We start from the raw sequence: 19,795 nt of genomic DNA, 5'->3' as shown, positions 1-19,795 counted from the left end.
TGCGATGACCCCCGTCTGACTTTGCGCTGACCACACCGGGCGCCGCGAACCCCGGCCGCAGGCGCAGCAAGGAAAATGGGTCCGTGCTATCCGTCCTTCTCATCACCTTCCCCTTCTTCGCGCTCGTGCTCTGCGGCTATCTCGCTGCGCGGCGCGGCGTGCTGCCGCAACCGGCCATCCCCGGGCTCAACGCCTTCGTGCTGTACTTTGCGCTGCCCTGCATGCTGTACCGCTTTGGCGCCAGCACGCCCATCGGGCAGCTGCTGGACCCGGCTGTGGCGGGCGTCTATGTGGTGTGTGCCCTGGTCATGGTGGGCGCCACGGTGGCGCTCACGCGCAACGCGCGCATCGGCTGGAACGACGCTGCCTTTGGCGCCCTTGTGGCCGCCTTCCCCAACACCGGCTTCATGGGCGTGCCGCTGCTGGTGGCCCTTTTGGGCGCGCAGGCCGCGGGCCCGGCCATCGTGACCATCGTGGTGGACATGGTCATCACCAGTTCGCTGTGCATTGCGCTGTCGCGCCTGGATGGGGCGGGCACCCACGGCGTGGGCGTGGCATTGCGCAACGCCTTCAGGGGCATGGCCACCAACCCCATGCCGTGGTCGATTGCGCTGGGTGCGCTGGCCTCGGCCCTGCAGTTCCAGCTGCCCGGCCCGGTGGACAAAACCGTGGCCATGCTGGCCGACGCAGCCTCGCCGGTGGCGCTGTTCACCATTGGCGCGGTGCTGGCGCGCTCGCAGATGAACCAGCACGAGCGCGTACCGGCGCGCGACTACGTGCCCGTGGCGCTGGCCAAGCTGCTGGTGCACCCGCTGCTGGTGTGGTGCGCGGGCACCGCCGCCATCGCCATGGGGGTGCCGCTCACGCCGTTTGCCCTTACGGTGCTGGTGCTGCTGGCGGCCCTGCCCAGCGCCAGCAATGTCTCGCTGCTGGCCGAGAAGTTCGGTGCCAACAACGGGCGTGTGGCGCGGATCATTCTGGTGTCCACCGCGCTGGCGTTCCTGAGTTTTTCGGCGGCGGTGACGCTGTTGACCTGATGCTTTTGTTTTTATAGCTGAAGGCGCTTGCCAGATAAGCGCTGGAGGCCTAAATGCCTGGAACTGCATTCAGCAGGCATGGCGCACTGATTGAACCAGGGCCTCCCGGGCGTGGTGCAGCGCGTACATCGCGCCCACCCACAGCGCCCCTTCAACGCAGATCTGCAAAGCGAAGCCCGGCCTGTAAACGCGCGTAGCCATGGTGTACAGGGCCTTGACCACGATCAGCAGCGGGGCCGCCAGAGAAGCGGCGTAGGCCCAGGCCTTCCAGCCCTGCAGATGGGTGCCCATGCGGGTCTTCGGGTGACATTGGAGGATGGCCCCGTGGTGTTGCCAGTCGCCATAGGCCTCCCACAGCATCATCACGTTGAAAAAACTGAACACCACCATTGACACCAGCCAGAGCAAGACCAGGTTGCCGTGGTGCACGTTCCAGCTGGGGGCGTCGGCCCGCTGCGCCTTTTGCTGCGGGCTTTCATCGCGGCGCATGCCTTCGGTGCTGATCACTTCCTCGGCCGTGTCCACGGCAAGATCCAGCCAATGGGTCCAGGTGCGGACTCGGGGTTGTTCGCCCAGCGCCCCCGCGTACACCCAGGCGTCGTCCACGCACACCTGGCGATCGCTGCGAATGCGATCGCTGGGCAGGTACCAGTCCGGGGACTTGCGCGGTAGCTTCACCGCAAAGACTGTGGTGGTGGCACGCGTTTGCCTAAAGCCCGTGCCGCTGTGGTCAAGCTCGATCGCCATCCAGTCAAAACCGCGGTGCTGGCTCTTCACGACCCACTGCGGCTGCACGGCCGTCAAGCCCAGCCTTTCCCACAGCGGCGCGGAAAAGCTCTCCAGCAGACCGTGCGGAGGTTTCTCCTTGACGGCCATCTACAGGTCCTCCAGGTCAGCATCGTCCTGCGCGGTGCGCCAGGACTGCAGCGCCACGGCGATGGTGAGGCCGGCGCACAGGAGCAGATTCCACAGACCCGGCGTGCCGAATACGGCGAAGCCCGCTCCGATCACGCCCAGTACGATCACCCAGCGCAACATGGACAGGCCCTGGCAGCATTTGAGGGAAAAACCGAGGATCAGATAGATCATTGCCAACATCAGCGGCCACCCGAAGATGCTGTAAATCAGCAGCGCGGCGAGACCGGTGCCCTTCGCTTTGGCAAACCACGAGGCCCAGATCCAATTGGTTGCCAACGTGGACACGGCGACGGCAGTGATTGTCCACAGCGGAGGTAGAAAGTCTTTGTAGCGGTTCATTAGGCGGGTTGGAAAGCGCCCAGAGTATGCACGGCGGCGGTGCCGGGCAGTGTGGGGATCGCTGTCACCCAACGCGGCAGGTTTCCGCGCTCAGTCGGCCCTGGGCCACCTGAGGTAGCGTGGGGCGTGCAGATGGCGTACTGCGTGCCCCATGCCGTCGGCTGCTCTGCGCGGGCAGGCAAAAGTTACGGCCGGGGCAAAAAAAACCGGCTCCAGAGAGCCGGTTTCTACGCGGGGCGCGGTTTTCAGTAGCGACCGCCGCCGTAGCCGCCGGTGCCGTAACCCACATCCGAGCGCTTGCTGGCGGTGTAGCCGCCAGCGTCACTGCGCTCTTCACGCGGGCGGGCCAGGTTCACCACGATCGTGCGGCCGTCCACGGACATGCCGTGCAGACCGCTGATGGCGGCCTGGGCCACTTCGGCGTTGGCCATTTCCACAAAGCCGAAGCCCTTGGAGCGGCCGGTTTCGCGGTCCATCATGACCTTGGCAGAGGACACGCCGCCAAACTCCGAAAAGTTGCTCTGAAGGCTGGCGTCGGTGACGGAGTAGGGCAGGTTGCCCACATAGATTTTGCTGCTCATGGAAAGAGCCTTTCTGAAAAATGGCGCGCAACGAATGGCGCACCGTTGGGGTAAGTTGCTGCGGGTGCGAAACCCGCAGCGGGAAAAAGGGAGGGCTGCGCTCGCACCGGTCAGTGCGTCAGCATCGGGGCGGGTGCTGCATGCAGGTTTGCAGCCAGCCCTGGGTGATGGCAAAGAGCCGGGCGGCTTCGCGCGAGGCAAAGGCCTGGTCAAAGCGGAACACGCGGCAGTAGCTGCCGTTGCCCTGCGAGCGATGGACCGAAAAGGAGGCGCGAAAGCGGCCGCAGTCGGTCGGGTGTGTCGTGGGCGAAACGACGAAAGAGCCCATGGAGATGGCGGTCTGTGAAATCTGGATCAATCGGGATCGCAGGCCCTGCAAGAGGCGGCCTGCGCGAGCATCAAGGGACGCGGTGGGCTGCAGCTCTACAGACCCACTGGGCGACAAAGGTCGCAAAAGGCGACCCGCAGAGAGCGAATGACCACCCTGAGCAGGCGCTGCGGTGACCGCAACTGCCCAATATTATATCTCAAAAAGAATTTAAATTGAAATTTATATTCTTTGAAGTTTTATATGAACCACCCCGCACGTCCGACAGCGTGCGAATCCGAGGCAAGTGACGCACCTGATTTGATAGCTGCTTGCGCATGTGCAGCAAGGGCGGTTTCAAGTCCAAGTGCAACATTAAAAGTTAATGGACTGAATCGGGCTGTTGTGCCAAGCGAGCCAAATGCTCGGCATACACCTCAATAGGCTTGCTCCAGCCCAAAGTCATCCTGGGGCGGCCATTGAGTTCATCGGCCACCGCATCAAGCTGCTCCTGGGTGTAGCCACTGAGATCCGTGCCTTTGGGGAAGTACTGACGCAGCAATCCATTGGTGTTCTCGTTGGAGCCTCTCTGCCAGGGGCTGTAGGGATCGCAGAAGTACACCTTCATGCCGGTGTTGCGCGTGAGCTGCTGGTGCTCTGCCATCTCCCGGCCCCTGTCGTACGTCAGGCTCTGACGCATGGGCTGGGCAATGGAGTTGAGCTTGTCACTGAAGGCCTGCAGTACATGCGCTGCGGTAGCCGGGTTGGGGTGCGGCAGCTTGACCAGTACCACAAGGCGTGTGGTGCGCTCGACCAGCGTGCCAATGGCACTCGCATTGCCTTTACCCTTGATGAGGTCTCCCTCCCAGTGCCCGGGCAACTGGCGATCTTCAATCTCAGGCGGGCGCACATGGATGCTCAGCAGATCGGTGATTTGTCCACGCCGGTCCTCGCCTTTGGAGCGGGGCCAGCGCTTGGCGCGGGCCATGCGCAGACAGGACACCAACTCCTTTTTGAGCTCTCCCCGAGGCTGGGCATAGATGCAGGTGTAGATGCTCTCGTGTGACACTTGATTGCGCTTGTTGTCGGGGTGCAGTTTCTTTAACTGTCCAGCGATTTGCTGGGGAGACCAGTGCTGGCGCAAGTAGTCGCCAACGATCTTGAACAAAGGTCCATCACGGTGAAGTTTGGGCTGGGGACGGGCAAAGCATCTGCGCTTGTCACTGCGTTGCTGGGCGAACTTGGAGTTGTAGCCCTTGCCGCCCGCATTGCGTTGGCACTCTCGGCTGATGGTGCTTTTGCTTCGCCCCAAGGCTCGGGCTATGGCGCTGAGACTTTGCTTTTGCTGCAGTCCAAGGGCGATCGCATGGCGTTCGCTCTGGCTCAACTGCTGGTAATTCTTCTTTGACATCTTGGCCTCAATTCTCGGTGTTGCACTTCAGAATTGAGGCCGCCCTGGACTACAAGCCATTTTGACCATATTTTTGCCTGTGCGCTGCCCCGGGGTCACTCTGCGCACGGCCGTCGCTGCCAGAACCCGCGCTTTGCGCTCGTCAGGCCGCGTCGGCCAGAAACCGCTCGGCCAGCTTGACCCAGTAGGCGCTGCCCACCGCGATGTTGCGGTCTTCAAAGTCGTAGTTGGGGTTGTGCACCATGCACGCGCCGTGGCCGCCCGTGGCGTCGTCGCCGTTGCCGATCAGCAGGTAGCTGCCGGGCACGTCTTCGAGCATGAAGGCAAAGTCCTCGCTGCCGGTCAGGGGCTCGGCCTGCTCCGTCACCTTGGCATCGCCCACCAGTTCGCGGCCGACCTGGCGCGCAAACTCGGTCTCCAGCGGGGTGTTGACCAGAACCGGGTAGCCGCCGCGGAAGTCGACCTCGGCACGCACGCCGTAGCTCTGCGCCTGCGCCTCCACCAGCTCGCGGATGCGGCGGTTGAGCAGCTCGCGCACGCTGCGGTCCAGCGAGCGCACGCTCAGCTTCAGGGTGGCGGTCTGCGGGATCACGTTGTTGGCATCGCCGGCCTGGAAGGCGCCCACGGTGATCACCGCCATCTGCAGCGGCGGCACGTTGCGTGCGACGATGCTTTGCAGCCCGAGCACGATGGCCGAGCCCGCCACCACCGGGTCGGCTGCATGGTGTGGCATGGCGCCATGGCCGCCCACGCCGTGCAGCGTGATGGTGATGTTCTCGCTCGACGCCATGAAGGCCCCGGTGCGAAACAGCAGATGCCCCGGCGGGTGGCCTGGCATGTTGTGCATGGCAAAGACCGCGTCGCACGGAAAGCGCGTGAACAGGCCGTCGTCCATCATCTTGCGGGCGCCGCCCAGGCCTTCTTCGGCGGGCTGGAAGATCAGGTTGAGTGTGCCGCTGAACTGCCCATGCCTGGCCAGGTGGTGCGCGGCCGCCAGCAGCATAGCGGTGTGGCCATCGTGGCCGCAGGCGTGCATCAGGCCGTGGTGGCAGCTGGCGTGGGGCAGGCCCGTGGCCTCGGTGATGGGCAGCGCGTCCATGTCGGCCCGCAGGCCCAGGCGGCGTTCGCCCGTACCACGACGCAGCTGGCCCACCACGCCCGTGCCGCCCAGGCCGCGCGTGACTTCGTAGCCCCACTCGGCCAGCTTTTCGGCCACCAGGGCGCTGGTGCGCACTTCCTGAAAGCCCAGCTCGGGGTGGCGGTGCAGGTCGCGCCGCAGCGCCACAAAGGTGTCGGCCTGCGCAAGCAGCGCCTGGTCAATGCCGCTGCCCATGGCTTATTGCGCCTGCAGGTTGATGGACTTGGCAATGGCGCGGAACTGCGCGATGCCGTCGGTGTAGGCCTTGGCGGCGTCGGCAATCGACAGGCTGGGCGGGGCCGTCAGGCTGGCGGCTTCCAGGTTGGCGCGCACGGTGGGGTCGGTCAGCGTGCCGGCAATGGCCTTGTGCAGCGTGGCCACCACTGCCTCAGGCGTGTCGCGCTTGACGAAGTAGCCGGTCCAGATGTTGAAGGTGAAGTCCTTGAGGGCCTCGCTCTCGCTGATGGCGGGGAAGTCCTTGGCGGTGTCGATGCGCGTGGGGTTCAGCAGTGCCAGCACCTTGATGCGGCCGGCCTTGTGCAGCTCGACGTGCTTGGTGCCAAGCGGCGACATGAAGATGTCGACCTGGCCGGAGATCAGGTCCTGCTCGGCCGGGGCGCCGCCCTTGTAGGGCACATGCACCATGGGGATGCCGGTCACCTTGGACAGGTGCTCGCCAAGCAGGTGGTAGAACGAGCCGGGGCCCACGCTGGCGTACGTGATGGGGCGGCCCTGCTGGGCCTGCTTGCGGGCGTATTCCACAAACTCGTCGATGTTGTTCACCGGCAGGTTGCCGCGGGTCAGAAAGCCGATCTGCGCGGTGGCGATCATGTTGACCAGGCGAAAGTCTTCGCTCTTGAACTTGACGGCCGACAGCGCCAGCGGGGCCAGGATGAGTTCGTTGGGCGAGCCCTGGAACACCACGTGGCCGTCCGACGGCTGGCTCAGCACCTTGGTGGCCGCGATGGAGCCGCTGGCGCCACCCAGGTTCTCCACGATCACGGGCTGGCCGAGCTGCTTGCCCAGCGTGGTGTTGACCATGCGCGCGATCACGTCCGACACGCCGCCGGCCGGGTACGGCACCATCAGCGTGACGGGCTTGGCCGGGAAGGCGTTCTGGGCGAACACGGTGGCGCTGAAAAGCAGGCCACCGATCAATGCGGCCGTGCGGCTGGCCAGGCGGGGGAAGTACTTGGGCATGGTTTGTCTCCTTGTGGATGGGTTGTGCAGTGAATGCTAGGTAGCCCAAGCCTATGCGTCCAATGTATTATTTTCCTGATCATCATTCGCTTTACTCATACCCGCCATGAACCTGCGTCACCTGGAGCATCTGCTGGCCGTTGCCGACACGGGCTCGTTCAGCCGCGCGGCGGGGCGACTGTTCATCACCCAGTCGGCGCTGAGCCGCAGCATCCAGGGGCTGGAGGAGGAGCTGGGCGGCCCGTTGCTGGACCGGCTGGGCAAGCGCAACACGCTCACTCCGCTGGGGCTGGAGGTGGTGGAGCGCGCGCGCCCCATCCTGCGGGACCTGGAGGCCCTGCGCGACAGCGCTCGCCTGCTGCAGCAGGGCGACCTGGGGCGCATCAGCGTGGGTCTGGGCTCGGGCCCGGCGGCGCTGCTCACCATTCCGCTGCTGACCACCGTGGCGCGCGACTACCCCAGCCTGCGCGTATCGGTCACCCACGGGCCGGCCGAGCTGCTGGTGATGCAGCTGCGCAACCGCCAGTGCGATGCGCTGGTGGTGGACCTGCGCCGCGTGGTGCCTGCGCCCGATTTGCAGATCGAGGCGCTGGCCGAGCAGCGCGCGGGCTTCATCGTGCGGGCGGGCCACCCGCTGGCCGGTGCCACCCGCGTGTCGCTGGCGCAGGTGCTGACCTACCCGGTGGCCTGCACGCCGCTGTCGGACGAGGTGATCAGGCTGATGGTGGACCAGTTTGGCCTGCAGGCCCACCCCTCGGAAATGGTGCGGCTGGAGTGCGACGACGTGGCCGCCTTGCTGGCGGCGGTGGAGCAGTCAGACGCGGTGTTCCTGGGCGTGCACGCCGCCGCGCGGGCAGGCATGGAATCGGGCCGGCTGGTGCTGCTGCCCCTCTACCCCGACATGCGCGCCCGGGCACGCTACGCCGTCATCACCCTGGCCGGCCGCACCACGGCGCCGGCCATGGCGAGCTTTCGGGAGATCCTGCAGACGCACCTGTTTGACGATGCGCTGCAGCCCGGGGCTGCCTGAGATCAGATCGCCAGCGGGTCCACGTCCACCAGCCAGCGGATCAGGCCCTTGTGCGCGGGCTGGCTGCGCGTGGCCTGCAGCACCGGCTGCCACGCGGCCAGAAAGCGCTGCAGCGCCGCGCGGCTGCTGCTTTCCATGAGCATCTGCGCGCGCTCCACATTGGCCACGCGCTGGATGGTAAGCGGCACGGGCGGGAACAGGACCACGGCGCCATCCAGCCCCGGCAGCGCGGCGGCATGCGCTGCCGCGCTGGCCGCCTGCAGGAACCCCTGGGCGACCTCCTGCGTGCGCGCGTCGGCACGCACCAGCGCCTGGTAGGCAAAGGGCGGCATGGCGGCTTCCTCGCGCTCCTTCAGTTGCTGGGCGGCAAAGGCCTCGTAGTCGTGCTTGCGCAGGGCCTCGTACACGGCATGCTGGGGGTGAAAGGTCTGCACCCACATCTCGGCCTGGGTGGCCTGCGCGGCTACGTAGGCGGCGTCGCGCCCAGCCCGGCCGGCGGCCTGCATCAACAGGGCAAACAGCCGCTCCGACGCGCGAAAGTCGCTGGAAAACAGCGCGCCATCGGGCTGCACCGCAGCCACCAGCGTGATGCGCCGGAAGTCGTGGCCCTTGGCGATCATCTGCGTGCCCACCAGCACATCCACCTCGCCCGCGTGCACCTGGGCCAGCTGCTCTTCGAGCGCACCCTTGGCCTTGGTGGTGTCGGCATCGATGCGTGCAATGCGGGCCGGGTTGCCGTCGGGCCGCTGCACGTTGCGCAGCAGGGCGGCCAGCTGTTCTTCGAGCTGCTCGGTGCCACGGCCCATGGGGTGGATGTCGGGGCTGCCGCAGGTGGGGCAGTGCGCGGGCACGCGCACGGTGTAGCCGCAGTGGTGGCAGCGCAGGGTGCGGTCGGTCTTGTGGAAGACCTGGTGCGCGCTGCAGTGGGGGCAGTCGCTTTTCCAGCCGCAGTCCACGCAGTGCAGCACGGGGGCGTAGCCGCGGCGGTTGAGCAGCACCATGCTTTGCTCGCCGCGGCCTACACGGTCGATCATGGCTTGGAGCAAGGGCGCGCTGAACACGGTGCGCCGCGGCTGCTGGTTCATGTCCACCCGCTTGACGCGCGCCAGCGCCCCCGCGCCGATGCGGCTGGGCATGTGCAGGCGCACGTAGCGCCCGCCCTCGGGGTCTTCGGGCGTGGGCGGGCGGCTGGCGTGCCAGCTTTCCAGCGACGGAGTGGCCGAGCCCAGCAGCACCTTGGCGCCCTGCTCGCGCCCGCGCCAGATGGCCAGGTCGCGGGCCGAGTAGCGCGCGCCCTCCTGCTGCTTGTAGCTGGGGTCATGCTCCTCGTCCACGACGATGAGCTGGAGGCCCGGCATGCTGGCAAACACCGCCATGCGCGTGCCCAGCACGATGCGCGCGGTGCCGCTGTGCGCGGCCAGCCAGCTTTTCAGGCGCTGCGGGTTCGTCATGCCGCTGTGCAGCGACACCACCGCGCCCGCGCCAAAGCGGGGGGCGAAGCGGCTCACAAAGCGATCTTCGAGCTGGGGGGTGAGGTTGATCTCGGGCACCATCACCAGCGCCTGGGCCGTGGGGTCGGCCTCCAGCATTTCCTGCGCGCAGCGCAGGTACACCTCGGTCTTGCCGCTGCCGGTGCTGCCAAACAGCAGGAAGGGGCCAGTTTCCAAGGAAATTCGGGTCCTGGCGCTCTCCTGCTCTGGGCTGAGTGCTATGTTTTCGATAGTTTCTGTGGTGTCGCCTGCGGCCTTGGCGGGGCGCTTGAGGCGCCGGGCCAGCTGCTCGGGGCGCAGGTCGCGCAGCTGAGGCGGCAAGGCGGCCGTGGCGACCTCGCCCAGGGCACGCTGGTAGTAGCGCGCGGCAAACGCCACCAGGCGGCGCCAAGGCCGGTCCAGCGGCGCCACACCGTCGAGCACACCGGCAATCGGCCGCAGCGTGGCGCCGTCGGGCAGCTCGCCGGTGGCGTCATCGGCATCCCACACCACGCCCAGCACCTCGCGGCTGCCCAGCGGCACGCGCACCAGGGTGCCGGGCGCGAGCGGGCGCTCACTGGCGTAGCTCAGCAGGTCGCCCACGCCGCTGTGCGACGGCGTGTGCAGGGCGACCTGGACGATGCTGGAAGACATGGGCAAAAAAGGTATGTCGGTTGCAGAACGTTGTGAAAGCCGGGCAGAGGTTTGTACGCTAAGTGCTTGATTGGCCAATCGAACGGAGAGTCATCCCGTGTTTCTGTGGATAACTTTGTTGACATCCTGTTCTGGCAACCTCCCAGGCCGCATGAATGCTGGCTGCGGACAGATTGCCTGCAAATGCGGCACACACAAAAAATCCTTATGAATCAATCATCTGAAGATTTTTGGCTGGAAATTTTGTGTTAAAGCTTGGTTGAGGTGTCATGTTGCACCGCATCACGGTTTGTGTGCATAAGTCGGACTCAGGCTGTCCGTCAAGAGGGGGCGACGGCACCAATCTGTGCTAGGGGCGCGATCTTGTGTGGAGTGAATTCTGCGAAACAACCTGCAAGTGCTTGATTCCACAGGAGATTTTTGAGTAGTCCAGATTTTCTGTGGATAACTTTGTTGATATCCACTGGGTTTGCGGCGCAAACCCTTGAAAAATCGTGCTTTCGCTGGATTGCCTGTCAAAAAAGCAGGGAACTAAATGCTTTATGAATCAAAGACTTAGCGTCAAGGGATGGTTTTTTTACAAATCATTCCGCAACCGTTCTTCCACTGAGGCGCCGCTCAGGATTTGTGCATAAGTGCGCTGCTTGGGCTGCTAAGCCTTCCGTTGTCCGCGCGAATGGCTGTGCACGGCTTCCACCAGCGCGGCCACATGCTCTGGCGGCGTGAACTGGCTGATGCCGTGGCCCAGGTTGAAGATGTGTGTGGGGCCAGTCGTCGCCTTGTCGGTGTGGGGCCTGCCAAAGCTATCGAGCACGGCATGTACCTGCGTCACGATCTGCGCTGGCGGGGCGAACAGCACGTTGGGGTCGATGTTGCCCTGCAGCGCCTTGCCGGGGCCGCCGGCCTGACCGCCGACGATGGCGCGCGCCTTGCCCAGGTTGGCCGTCCAGTCCAGGCCCAGCACCTCGCAGTCGATGTCCTTCATGTCTTCGAGCCACATGCCGCCGCCCTTGGTGAAGACGATGCGCGGCACGTCCTGCCCGTCCACGCCCGTGCGCTTGAGTTGCGCGAGCACGCGGCGGGCGTAGGCCAGGCTGAATTCCTGGAATGCGCCGTCGGCGAGCACGCCGCCCCAGCTGTCGAACACCATCACGGCCTGGGCGCCCGCGTCAATCTGGGCGTTGAGGTATTGCGCCACGGCGTCGGCGTTGATGGCCAGGATGCGGTGCATCAGGTCGGGACGGCTGTACATCAACGTCTTGACGAGGCGGTAGTCGTCACTGCCTTTGCCCTCGACCATGTAGCAGGCCAGCGTCCAGGGGCTGCCCGAGAAGCCAATCAGCGGCACGCGGCCGTTCAAGGCCTTGCGGATGCTGGTGACGGCGTCGAACACGTAGCGCAGCTTGTCCATGTCGGGCACGCTGAGTGCGGCCACGTCGGCTTCATTGCGCACCGACTTGGCAAAGCGTGGGCCCTCGCCCTCGGCAAAGGTCAAACCCAGGCCCATGGCGTCGGGCACGGTGAGGATGTCGCTGAACAGGATGGCGGCATCGAGCGGGAAGCGCTCGAGCGGCTGCAGGGTCACTTCTGTGGCGAAGTCCACGTTGGTGGCCAGACCCATGAAGCTGCCGGCCTGGGCGCGCGTGGCCTTGTATTCGGGCAGGTAGCGGCCCGCCTGGCGCATCAGCCACAGAGGGGTGTAGTCGGTGGCCTGGCGACGGCAGGCGCGCAGGAAGGTGTCGTTGGTGAGGGGCGCGAAAGTCATCCCGCGATTGTCGCAGGCTGGATGGCAAGGCCCGGCACAGTGCGCTGCGGCCGATACAGGCGCGTTCCAGGCCTGTGCACCCGCGGAACCGGCTGTGCCGGGCCGCCGGGTGCGTCCCCCGGCGGGGGGAGCGGCGCAGCCGCTCAGGGGGGCTTCACCGTTCCGCGATGTAGTGGGACATTTTTGCCGCCTCGCCCGGCGCTAAAAATGTGCGCACCTCGGTCTCCAGCGCCTGGTCGGCCATCGTGGCGCGGGCGCGCTGGTGCAGGTAGTCGGCCCAGGATTCGACGATGAAGCGCTCCACGTAGCGCGAAGGCTCGCCCAGGTCCTTGTACACCCGCCAGAAGGTGGCGCCGTCGCGGCGGCGCGGCGCCTTCATGCGGCTGATGGTGTCAAGGAATGCGGCATCGGTGCCGGGCGCGATGCGGTAGCCCACTTCCACCGCCACGGGGCCCGCCTCGGGCAGGGGCTCGGCCTCGATGAAGAGTTCATCCCAGGGCGTGGCCTGCGTGACCTCGTGCAGACCGCCCATGCGCAGCGGCATGGGGCGCGCCAGCAGCAGGCCCAGGCCCATCAGCGCGGCTGCCACGTACAGGGTGGGCGCCAGCCCCACGATGTCGGAGGCCGCGCCCCAAAACGCCGAACCCATGGCAAACGCACCCAACGCCGCCACCATGTGCATGGCCACGGCGCGTGACCGCACCCACTGCGGTGCGCTGGCCTGCGTGGCGGTGTTGAAGGTGGACATGGCCGACATCCAGGCCGCGCCCGCAAACAGCATGGACAGGTACACGACCCACGCCACCTGGGTGAAGGCCGCCACCAGCATGGCCACGGCAAACACGCCGCCGCCAGCGCCCACGATGACCTCCATGCCAAAGCGCGCGCGCAGCCGCCCCAGCACCAGGCCCACGCCCACCGCGCCTGTTCCCAGGCAACCCATCAGCAGCCCGAAGCCCGGCGCCCCGGTGCCCAGGCGCTGCGCAATCACCGGCAGCAGGGCCCACAGCGCCGAGCCCGCCGCGCTGAATGCCATCACGCGCACCAGCTGCGCCAGGATGATGCGCGAGTGCCATGCAAAACGCAGACCGCTCAGCGTGCCGCCCCACAGGCGTTCGGCGGGCAGCTTGGACGGCGGGTGGGCTTTGGGGGGCCAGCGGCGGATGGACTCCCACATCACCAGGGTGGTGGACACCGTGACGGCAAACACCCAGCCCGCGCCGAGCTGGGCAAACACCAGCCCCGCCAGCGTCGGCCCGATGGCGCGCGCTGCGTTGTAGGCAATGCTGACGGCGGTGATGGCCTGTGGCCATTCGTCGCGCGGCACGGGGTCGATCACCGAAGAATTCCAGGCCGGCGTGAGCACCGCCGTGCAGCAGCCACAGACGAACACCAGAAACAGCACCGACGCAGGCCCGCCCCAGCCCCCCAGCACCAGCAGGGTGAGCAACGTACAGGCAGCCACCTGCGCCATCAGCGCGCCCGAGATCAGGCGGCGCCGGTCAGTGGTGTCCGCCAGCACGCCGGCCGGCAGTGCCAGCAGGAACATCGGCATGAACACGGCCGTCTGCACCAGCGCTGCCAGAAACGACGAGCCGGTCAGCTCCACCATGAGCCAGGCGGCTGCCATGGTCTGCATGCCGCTGCCAACAAAAAAAACCCCTCCGCAAATCCACAAGCCCCGGAAAGCGGGCTGGCGCAAGGGGCTCCACAAGGAGGTTGAGGTGGCTGACATGCGATGGTCGGGATGTCTGTGGGGCAAAAAAATCGGCAGTGGCTGGTGTGCAGGATACCGTCTGGGCTGCGATCGACGTGGGCAGCCGCGGGATGCCCCTGCACGGTGCCGCGCACCGCCTTCAGCCGTCAGCGCCGGGCACGGTGCTACGCAATGCGCCACGTTCATAATGCGCGCTTTGCCCGTTTTGCCGGTCGCGTGCTGCGTCGCCACCAGGAGTTTTCATGCTGCGGTTCTTTCTCACGTTTGTGGCGCTGCAGCTGACCCTGTTCGGGATCAACATGCTGGGCGTGGTGCAGCAGCACGTCATCCTGCCCTGGACGGCCCTGCTCGCGCGCATGTGCGTGGCGCTCGTGACGCTGTTTGATTCCACGGCCGCTGCCGCTGGCAAGGTGCTGTGGAACACGGTGTCGGGCTTCGGGGTTTCCATTGAGCCCGGCTGCAACGGCGTGGAAGCCTGCATCGTGCTGTTTGCCGCTGTGGTCGCTTTTCCCGCCCCATGGCGCCACAAGCTGCTGGGCCTGGCGGTGGGCTTTGTGGCGGTGCAGGGGCTCAACGTGGTGCGGGTGATCAGCCTGTTCTACCTGGGGCAGTGGAACACGCAGGTCTTCAACTTCGCCCATGAGTACCTGTGGCAGGCGCTCATCATGCTGGATGTGCTGGTGGTGTGGCTGCTGTGGGTGCGTGCAGACGCCAGGGCGCAGAGCCGGCAAGCGGCCCCCGCCCAGGCCGCAGCCGCCAGTGCGTAGCGCAGGAGCCGCCATGCGCCGTGTCTCGCCCCTGACGCGCTTTGTGCTCTCTGCCTTTGGCTGGATCATTGCGCTCACCGTGCTCTGGTCCCAGGTCTCGGCCTGGACGTCCCGCCCAGTGGCGGCCCTGGCACATCTCGCGCTGGAAGAGGGTGCGCCGATGTGGGTGCGCCAGGTCCATGTGAAACCGGACAGCGTGGAGCTGGACAGCGCGGTCGCGATCCCCATCGCGCAAGCGGGAGGGCGGTGGGCGGAGCTGACGGTGGAGGTCAACCCGTCGCGCTATGCCTACGGGTTGACCATCTTTCTGGGGCTGCTGCTGGCGGCCCGTGGCGAGGGGCGGTGGTGGCGTGCTGCCGTGGGCTATGTGATGTTGCTGCCCTTTCAGGCCTTCAGCCTGGTGTTTGCCTTGCTGATGCAGCTGGTGCTTGCGGCTGAGACCAACATCCGTTACCTGCGCATATCGCAGTGGCAGATGGAGGCTATCGTGTATGCCTATCAGCTGGGGGCGCTGGTGGTGCCCACCCTGGTGCCCATTGTGGTGTGGTTGTGGCTGGACCGGGCATTCGTGCGGGATGTGCTGGTCCGCGGCTGGCGTGAATCGCTCCGGCCCGCTGCGCAGTCCCCGTCCTGAACCTCCGCTCAGGCGCTGAGCAGCATTCCGCCCCGGCCCGCTTCCAGCAGCCGCGTGAGCAGCGGGTGCATCACCTTGCGGGCGCTGTAGATCAGGTGGAACTGTTCCTGCACATCCGGCGTGGTGCCTACCTGCACGAGGCCGTGGGTGTGCGCCAGATGTTCGCCCAGCGACACGGGCGCGGGCATCACGCCCATGCCGGTGGCGGCAAAGGTGCTGAGCAGGGCGCTGTCCTCAAACTCCCCGGCGATGCGCGGGCGGATGCGTTCACGCTCCAGCCAGTGGTCAATGCGCGCGCGCATGGCGGCGTGGTCGGTGGGCAGCAGCACGGGCACCACGGCCAGGCTGTGCGGAAAGTTGTGGGCCGCCGCCTCGGCCCACAGCGGCGGCGCATACCAGGCAATGGCGCTCGTGCCCAGCAGCTGGCTGGTGGTGCGCAGCGTGGGGTTGGGCGGGGCGGCGCGGTCGGCCAGCACGGCGTCGAGCTTGTGCAAGGCCAGCTCGCCCAGCAGGGGCTGGAACTCGCCCTCGTGGCACAGCAGGCGCAGGTGGGGCTCGTCCAGCACGGGTGTCAGCAGCCGGTGCACGGCGAGCTTGGCGATGCCGTCGGAGATGCCCAGGTTCAGCCGCAGGGTCGGGCCGCTGGCGGCCTCGCGCACCCGCACCGGCAGTTGCTCGCCCAGCGCAAAGATGTGGTCGGCCTCGTGCAGCGCGGCCACGCCCGCATCGGTCAGCACCAGGTTGCGGCCTTCGGTGCGCAGCAGGGTCACGCCCAGGGATTTTTCCAGCTCGCGCACCTGGGCGCTGATGGTCTGCACCGCCATGTCCAGGCGCTCCGCGGCGCGCGCAATGCCGCCTTCCTTGGCCACCACCCAGAAGTAGAAAAGATGGCGGTAGTTGAAGCTCTGGCTCATGGGGGTCTTTCGGTGGCGCAGGGTTGGGTTCGTAAAAACCGAACCTATGGTACCAATATCACAGGTTTTTTAGTGCTCTGTGGGCGCCTACAGTCCGGGCCTGCTGCCGAGGTCCTCGCCTGGCAGGACGAAATCCCTTCGGAGAAAACAGCATGGAAACGATAGGCACGTGGTGGATGTGGACGGGCTTTGCCGTCTTTGTGGTGGTGGCCATTGCCATCGACCTGTTGGTCATGGAGCGCCAGGGGGCGCACAAGGTGACGATGAAGGAGGCCGTGCGCTGGAGCCTGCTGTGGTTCTCGCTGGCCTTTGTGTTTGTGGCCATCCTGTGGTGGTACCTCAATGGCACCGAGGGCCGCGAGGTGGCCAATACCGTCTCGATGCAGTTCATCACCGGTTATCTGGTGGAAAAGAGCCTGTCGGTGGACAACATCTTTGTCTTCCTGATGCTGTTCAGCTACTTTGCCGTGCCGCCGCAGTACCAGAAGCGCGCGCTCATCATCGGCATCATCGGCGCCATCGTGCTGCGCACGGTGCTCATCCTGGCGGGCGCCTGGCTGCTGGCCACCTTCCACTGGCTGCTGTATGTGTTCGGCGCCTTCCTGGTGTTCACGGGCGTGAAGATGTGGGTTGCGGCGGGCCAGGAGCCTGACATCGCCACCAACCCGGTGCTCAAGCTGCTGAAAAAGCGCATCCGCATCACCCACCACTTTGATGGTGAAAAGCTCAGCACCATGGTGGACGGCGTGAAGCACTACACCCCGCTGTTTGCGGTGCTGGTGCTGATCGGCACCACGGACGTGATCTTTGCGGTGGACAGCATTCCCGCGATCTTCGCCATCACGAACGATCCGTTCATCGTGCTCACGGCCAACATATTCGCCATCCTGGGCCTGCGTGCGCTGTACTTCCTGCTGGCCGATCTGGCCAACCGCTTCCACCTGCTGGCCTATGGCCTGGCGCTGGTGCTGGTGTTCATTGGCAGCAAGATGCTGCTGATCGACCTGGTGAAGATCCCGATCGGCTACGCGCTGCTCGTGACGGCCACGCTGATTGCGGGCTCCATCGTGCTGTCGCTGCGCGCCTCGGGCGAGAGCGCACACGCCGCACCGCCCAAGGGCTGAGCGTTCACCTCCCCGCCCGCCCGCCCGCCGGGCGGCCGGTGTGGCGATGAATTTTGAGTGTTTTTGGGCTGCAGCGCTTAATGGTATTGCGCTAACAGCTATCAAAACAGTAGTAAAAAGCAGGCCGTGGCGCCGGGCAGGCTACCGGGCAGCGGGGGTGGCTTGCGCCGGTGCCGGTGGCGCCACATGCTCGCGGCGCTGCACCACGACAAACCGGTCTGCCACAAAGGCGAGGCTGGTGTAGCTGGCGTTGGCTGCGGGGTTGCCGCCGGTGGCGTGGTAGTCCGAAAACGCCGCAGACTGGTTCACGAACACCCCCTGCGTGAGGTTGATGGACAGCGCCACGCGCGTGCGCCGGCCCAGGGCCACGGCCTGGTCGATGTAGGCGCGGTCGGTCGAATAAACGCCCAGCGTGAGCGCGCCGTGCGCGCGCAGCGTGGCCTCGGCCACCTGCAGACTGGCCGCGCCGGAGTCGGTGGCCACCAGGTACGACACCGGGCCGAAGCATTCCAGCCCATAGATCGCGCTGTCCGCCTGGTCGAGCGCAATGATCTGCGGCGTGTGCACCTGCGCGGTGGCGTACTCGGGGTGCGGCAGCGTGCGTGATGCGAGCACCACCCGCCCCTGACCTGCCGCCTTGCGGATGCGATCCACGGTGTCGGGCGAGCACACGGCGCCCAGCACCGCCGTGGCCACGCGCGGGTTGGAGGCCAGTTCATCCACGGCGGCGGCCAGGTCGGCGCCCACCTGCTCGAAGCTCTTGTGCCCTTGGTCGGTGGCGATGCCGCCGCGCGGGATCAGGATGTTCTGCGTGGTGGTGCACATCTGGCCGCTGTAGAGCGACAGCGTGAACGCCAGGTTGCGCAGCAGGGCGGCGTACTGGTCGGTGGATTCGATGATGACGGTGTTCACGCCCGCCATCTCGGCATACACACGCGCCTGGCGCGCGTTGTCGATGAGCCAGCGGCCGAACTGGTTGCTGCCGGTGAAGTCGATGCTGGCCACCGCGCTGTGCGTGGCCAGGGCCTGGGTGTCCTCGGCGCGCGGGGTCAGGGCCAGCGTCACGGTGTCGGGGTCCAGCCCCTGTTCGGCGAGCACATCGCGCAGGATGCCCACCGAGATCGCGGCGGGCAGCACGGCGTTGGGGTGGGGCTTGACGATCACCGGGTTGCCCGTGGCCAGCGCGGCAAACAGGCCGGGGTAGGTGTTCCACGTGGGGAAGGTGGCGCAGCCAATCACCAGCGCCACGCCCCGGCCCACGATCTCGTAGTGCTTTTGCATCACCAGCGGCGGGTTCTTGCCCTGGGGCTTGTCCCACAGCGCCTGGCCGGGCACGTCGGCCATGGCTTTCCAGGCGTAGGCAATGGCTTCGAGCGCGCGGTCCTGCGCATGCGGGCCGCCGGCCTGGAAGGCCATCATCGGGCCCTGGCCGGTGGTGAGCATCACTGCGTGCGCGATCTCGTGGCTGCGGCGGTGGATGCGCACCAGTGCCTCCAGCAGCACGCCCACGCGGCCCCGCGCGCCCAGTGCCTGCCAGGCGGGTTCGGCGGCCTGTGCCGCTGCCACCAGCGCCTGCACGTCGCAATCGGGGTAGCGCACATCCAGCGCCACGCCGTAGGGCGACCGCTCGGTGGCCACGCGGCCCCGCTCGCCGGGCTGCTGCAGCGGGAAGTCCTTGCCCAGCAGGGCCGTCACCGCCGCCTGGCCGTCGGCCTGACCGGTTTCGCCATAGACCTTGGGCGAGGGCGATTCGGGGAAGGGCGTCCAGTGGCCACGGGTGGTCAGGGCATCCAGTGCACCGTCCAGCAGGGCGCGGTGGGTATCGAACAAGGGCATGAATTTGTCTCCATCAAGGGTTTGCCCTGATGGGTTTGACTTGCATCAGGGAGAGGGAAAGTTTATTCTCTACCGAACGGTCGGTCAACAATGTTTGTCGCCGGTCAAAACCCCTTTTCCCTCACTTTGCTAGGCAGGAGTTGCCCATGTCTGAACCGCTGGTTGTAGTCACCCAATCGGGCGACGTGCAAACGCTTGCGCTGAATCGGCCCGGTGCGCTCAACAGCTTCACGGGGCCCCTGCATGCCGAGCTGCTGGCGGCGCTGGAGGCGGCTGCGGCCAACCCCGCAGTGCGCTGCGTGGTGCTGACCGGCACGGGGCGGGCTTTCTGTGCGGGGCAGGACCTGGCCGATCCCGCGGTGGCGCCGGACCTCACGCCCGGCGCCGCACCCAAGGATCTGGGCACGGTGATCGACACCTTGTATGGCCCGCTGTGCCAGCGCATCCGCAGCATGCCCGTGCCGGTGGTGGCGGCGGTCAATGGCGTTGCGGCCGGCGCGGGCGCCAATCTGGCGCTTGGCTGCGATCTGGTGCTGGCCGCGCGGTCGGCCAGCTTCATCCAGGCCTTCACCAAGATTGGCCTGGTGCCCGACACCGGCGGCACCTGGCTGCTGCCGCGCCTGGTGGGCCGTGCGCAGGCCCTGGGCCTGGCGCTGCTGGGCGACAAGTTGCCCGCGCCCGAGGCCGAGCGCCTGGGCCTGATCTGGCGCTGTGTGGAAGACGACGCACTGCAGGACGAGGTCCAGGCCCTCGCCCAGCGTCTGGCTGGCATGCCCACCAAGGCGCTGGTCGCCACGCGCCAGGCGCTCGATGCTGCGGCGCTCATGGACTACGGCCAGGCGCTGGCGCACGAAGCCGCGGTGCAGCGCACCCTGGGGGCTGCGGCCGACTACCGCGAAGGGGTGGAGGCCTTCACGGCCAAGCGCGCGCCCCGTTTCACCGACCGCTGAGGCC

The 19,795-nt window shown here is 66.5% G+C and carries 18 protein-coding genes; 6 read left to right on the top strand and 12 right to left on the bottom strand.

Annotated features, from left to right (window positions below; all coding sequences use genetic code 11):
- The first annotated feature begins 83 nt into the window (after window positions 1-83).
- A complete protein-coding gene (locus tag AAFF19_RS20880; RefSeq protein ID WP_342720934.1) occupies window positions 84-1,037 on the top strand; it encodes an AEC family transporter in 954 nt (317 codons plus the stop codon).
- A gap of 69 nt (window positions 1,038-1,106) precedes the next feature.
- On the opposite strand, the gene AAFF19_RS20875 is transcribed toward AAFF19_RS20880, so the two are convergent.
- The 7 genes from AAFF19_RS20875 to AAFF19_RS20845 form a co-directional block, all read right to left on the bottom strand.
- On the bottom strand, window positions 1,107-1,913 hold the full coding sequence (locus AAFF19_RS20875) for a hypothetical protein (RefSeq protein WP_008903509.1): 807 nt from the start codon (window positions 1,911-1,913) through the stop codon (window positions 1,107-1,109).
- Window positions 1,914-2,294, bottom strand: a complete 381-nt coding sequence (locus tag AAFF19_RS20870) for a hypothetical protein (protein WP_342720933.1) — start codon at window positions 2,292-2,294, stop codon at window positions 1,914-1,916.
- 245 nt (window positions 2,295-2,539) lie between these two features.
- On the bottom strand, window positions 2,540-2,875 hold the full coding sequence (locus AAFF19_RS20865) for an RNA-binding protein (protein WP_008903507.1): 336 nt from the start codon (window positions 2,873-2,875) through the stop codon (window positions 2,540-2,542).
- Window positions 2,876-2,993: 118 nt separating this feature from the next.
- Window positions 2,994-3,203, bottom strand: coding sequence for a hypothetical protein (locus AAFF19_RS20860; protein WP_034693023.1), 210 nt, complete (start codon window positions 3,201-3,203; stop codon window positions 2,994-2,996).
- 361 nt (window positions 3,204-3,564) lie between these two features.
- The gene (locus AAFF19_RS20855) at window positions 3,565-4,593 is read right to left on the bottom strand and encodes an IS30 family transposase (RefSeq protein WP_182121165.1); all 1,029 of its coding nucleotides are present in this window, start codon (window positions 4,591-4,593) and stop codon (window positions 3,565-3,567) included.
- Between the two features lie 142 nt (window positions 4,594-4,735).
- Window positions 4,736-5,926 (bottom strand): M20 aminoacylase family protein, encoded by a 1,191-nt coding sequence (locus tag AAFF19_RS20850; protein WP_342720932.1) that lies wholly within the window; start codon window positions 5,924-5,926, stop codon window positions 4,736-4,738.
- 3 nt (window positions 5,927-5,929) lie between these two features.
- Entirely contained in the window at window positions 5,930-6,931 is a 1,002-nt protein-coding gene (locus tag AAFF19_RS20845) for a tripartite tricarboxylate transporter substrate binding protein (RefSeq protein WP_182120131.1), read from the bottom strand.
- Between the two features lie 106 nt (window positions 6,932-7,037).
- On the opposite strand from AAFF19_RS20845, the gene AAFF19_RS20840 reads away from it, so the two are divergent.
- A complete protein-coding gene (locus AAFF19_RS20840) occupies window positions 7,038-7,961 on the top strand; it encodes a LysR family transcriptional regulator (protein WP_342720931.1) in 924 nt (307 codons plus the stop codon).
- A 2-nt stretch (window positions 7,962-7,963) separates the two neighbouring features.
- Here AAFF19_RS20840 and priA read toward each other — a convergent pair whose 3' ends face one another.
- The 3 genes from priA to AAFF19_RS20825 all read right to left on the bottom strand — a co-directional run bounded on the left by priA (window position 7,964) and on the right by AAFF19_RS20825 (window position 13,584).
- Window positions 7,964-10,084 carry a primosomal protein N' gene (gene priA / locus AAFF19_RS20835; RefSeq protein ID WP_342720930.1) on the bottom strand — a complete coding sequence of 707 codons (2,121 nt, stop codon included), beginning with the start codon at window positions 10,082-10,084 and terminating at the stop codon, window positions 7,964-7,966.
- A gap of 652 nt (window positions 10,085-10,736) precedes the next feature.
- A complete protein-coding gene (gene hemE / locus AAFF19_RS20830) occupies window positions 10,737-11,849 on the bottom strand; it encodes a uroporphyrinogen decarboxylase (RefSeq protein WP_342720929.1) in 1,113 nt (370 codons plus the stop codon).
- Between the two features lie 154 nt (window positions 11,850-12,003).
- A complete protein-coding gene (locus AAFF19_RS20825; RefSeq protein WP_182120135.1) occupies window positions 12,004-13,584 on the bottom strand; it encodes an MFS transporter in 1,581 nt (526 codons plus the stop codon).
- Window positions 13,585-13,808: 224 nt separating this feature from the next.
- Here AAFF19_RS20825 and xrtH point away from each other — a divergent pair, with 224 nt between their 5' ends.
- Together xrtH and AAFF19_RS20815 are read left to right on the top strand one after the other, a co-directional pair.
- Window positions 13,809-14,333 (top strand): exosortase H, encoded by a 525-nt coding sequence (xrtH, locus tag AAFF19_RS20820; RefSeq protein WP_182120136.1) that lies wholly within the window; start codon window positions 13,809-13,811, stop codon window positions 14,331-14,333.
- A 13-nt stretch (window positions 14,334-14,346) separates the two neighbouring features.
- Window positions 14,347-14,967 carry an exosortase H-associated membrane protein gene (locus AAFF19_RS20815; protein ID WP_342720928.1) on the top strand — a complete coding sequence of 207 codons (621 nt, stop codon included), beginning with the start codon at window positions 14,347-14,349 and terminating at the stop codon, window positions 14,965-14,967.
- Window positions 14,968-14,975: 8 nt separating this feature from the next.
- On the opposite strand, the gene AAFF19_RS20810 is transcribed toward AAFF19_RS20815, so the two are convergent.
- Complete coding sequence (locus AAFF19_RS20810) at window positions 14,976-15,881, bottom strand: LysR family transcriptional regulator (RefSeq protein WP_342720927.1); 906 nt, start codon at window positions 15,879-15,881, stop codon at window positions 14,976-14,978.
- A 152-nt stretch (window positions 15,882-16,033) separates the two neighbouring features.
- Here AAFF19_RS20810 and AAFF19_RS20805 point away from each other — a divergent pair, with 152 nt between their 5' ends.
- Window positions 16,034-17,005: a TerC family protein gene (locus AAFF19_RS20805; protein WP_182120138.1), complete on the top strand. Its 972-nt coding sequence runs from the start codon at window positions 16,034-16,036 to the stop codon at window positions 17,003-17,005.
- A 141-nt stretch (window positions 17,006-17,146) separates the two neighbouring features.
- On the opposite strand, the gene paaN is transcribed toward AAFF19_RS20805, so the two are convergent.
- Window positions 17,147-18,841 (bottom strand): phenylacetic acid degradation protein PaaN, encoded by a 1,695-nt coding sequence (gene paaN / locus AAFF19_RS20800; protein ID WP_342720926.1) that lies wholly within the window; start codon window positions 18,839-18,841, stop codon window positions 17,147-17,149.
- A 146-nt stretch (window positions 18,842-18,987) separates the two neighbouring features.
- On the opposite strand from paaN, the gene AAFF19_RS20795 reads away from it, so the two are divergent.
- Window positions 18,988-19,791 (top strand): enoyl-CoA hydratase-related protein, encoded by an 804-nt coding sequence (locus tag AAFF19_RS20795; protein ID WP_342720925.1) that lies wholly within the window; start codon window positions 18,988-18,990, stop codon window positions 19,789-19,791.
- Window positions 19,792-19,795 lie beyond the last annotated feature (4 nt).

This window comes from Acidovorax sp. FHTAMBA (assembly GCF_038958875.1).
Classification (GTDB): domain Bacteria; phylum Pseudomonadota; class Gammaproteobacteria; order Burkholderiales; family Burkholderiaceae_C; genus Acidovorax.
The sequence above is the reverse complement of the archived record's forward strand: the minus strand, read 5'-3'. Positions and strand labels throughout refer to the sequence as shown.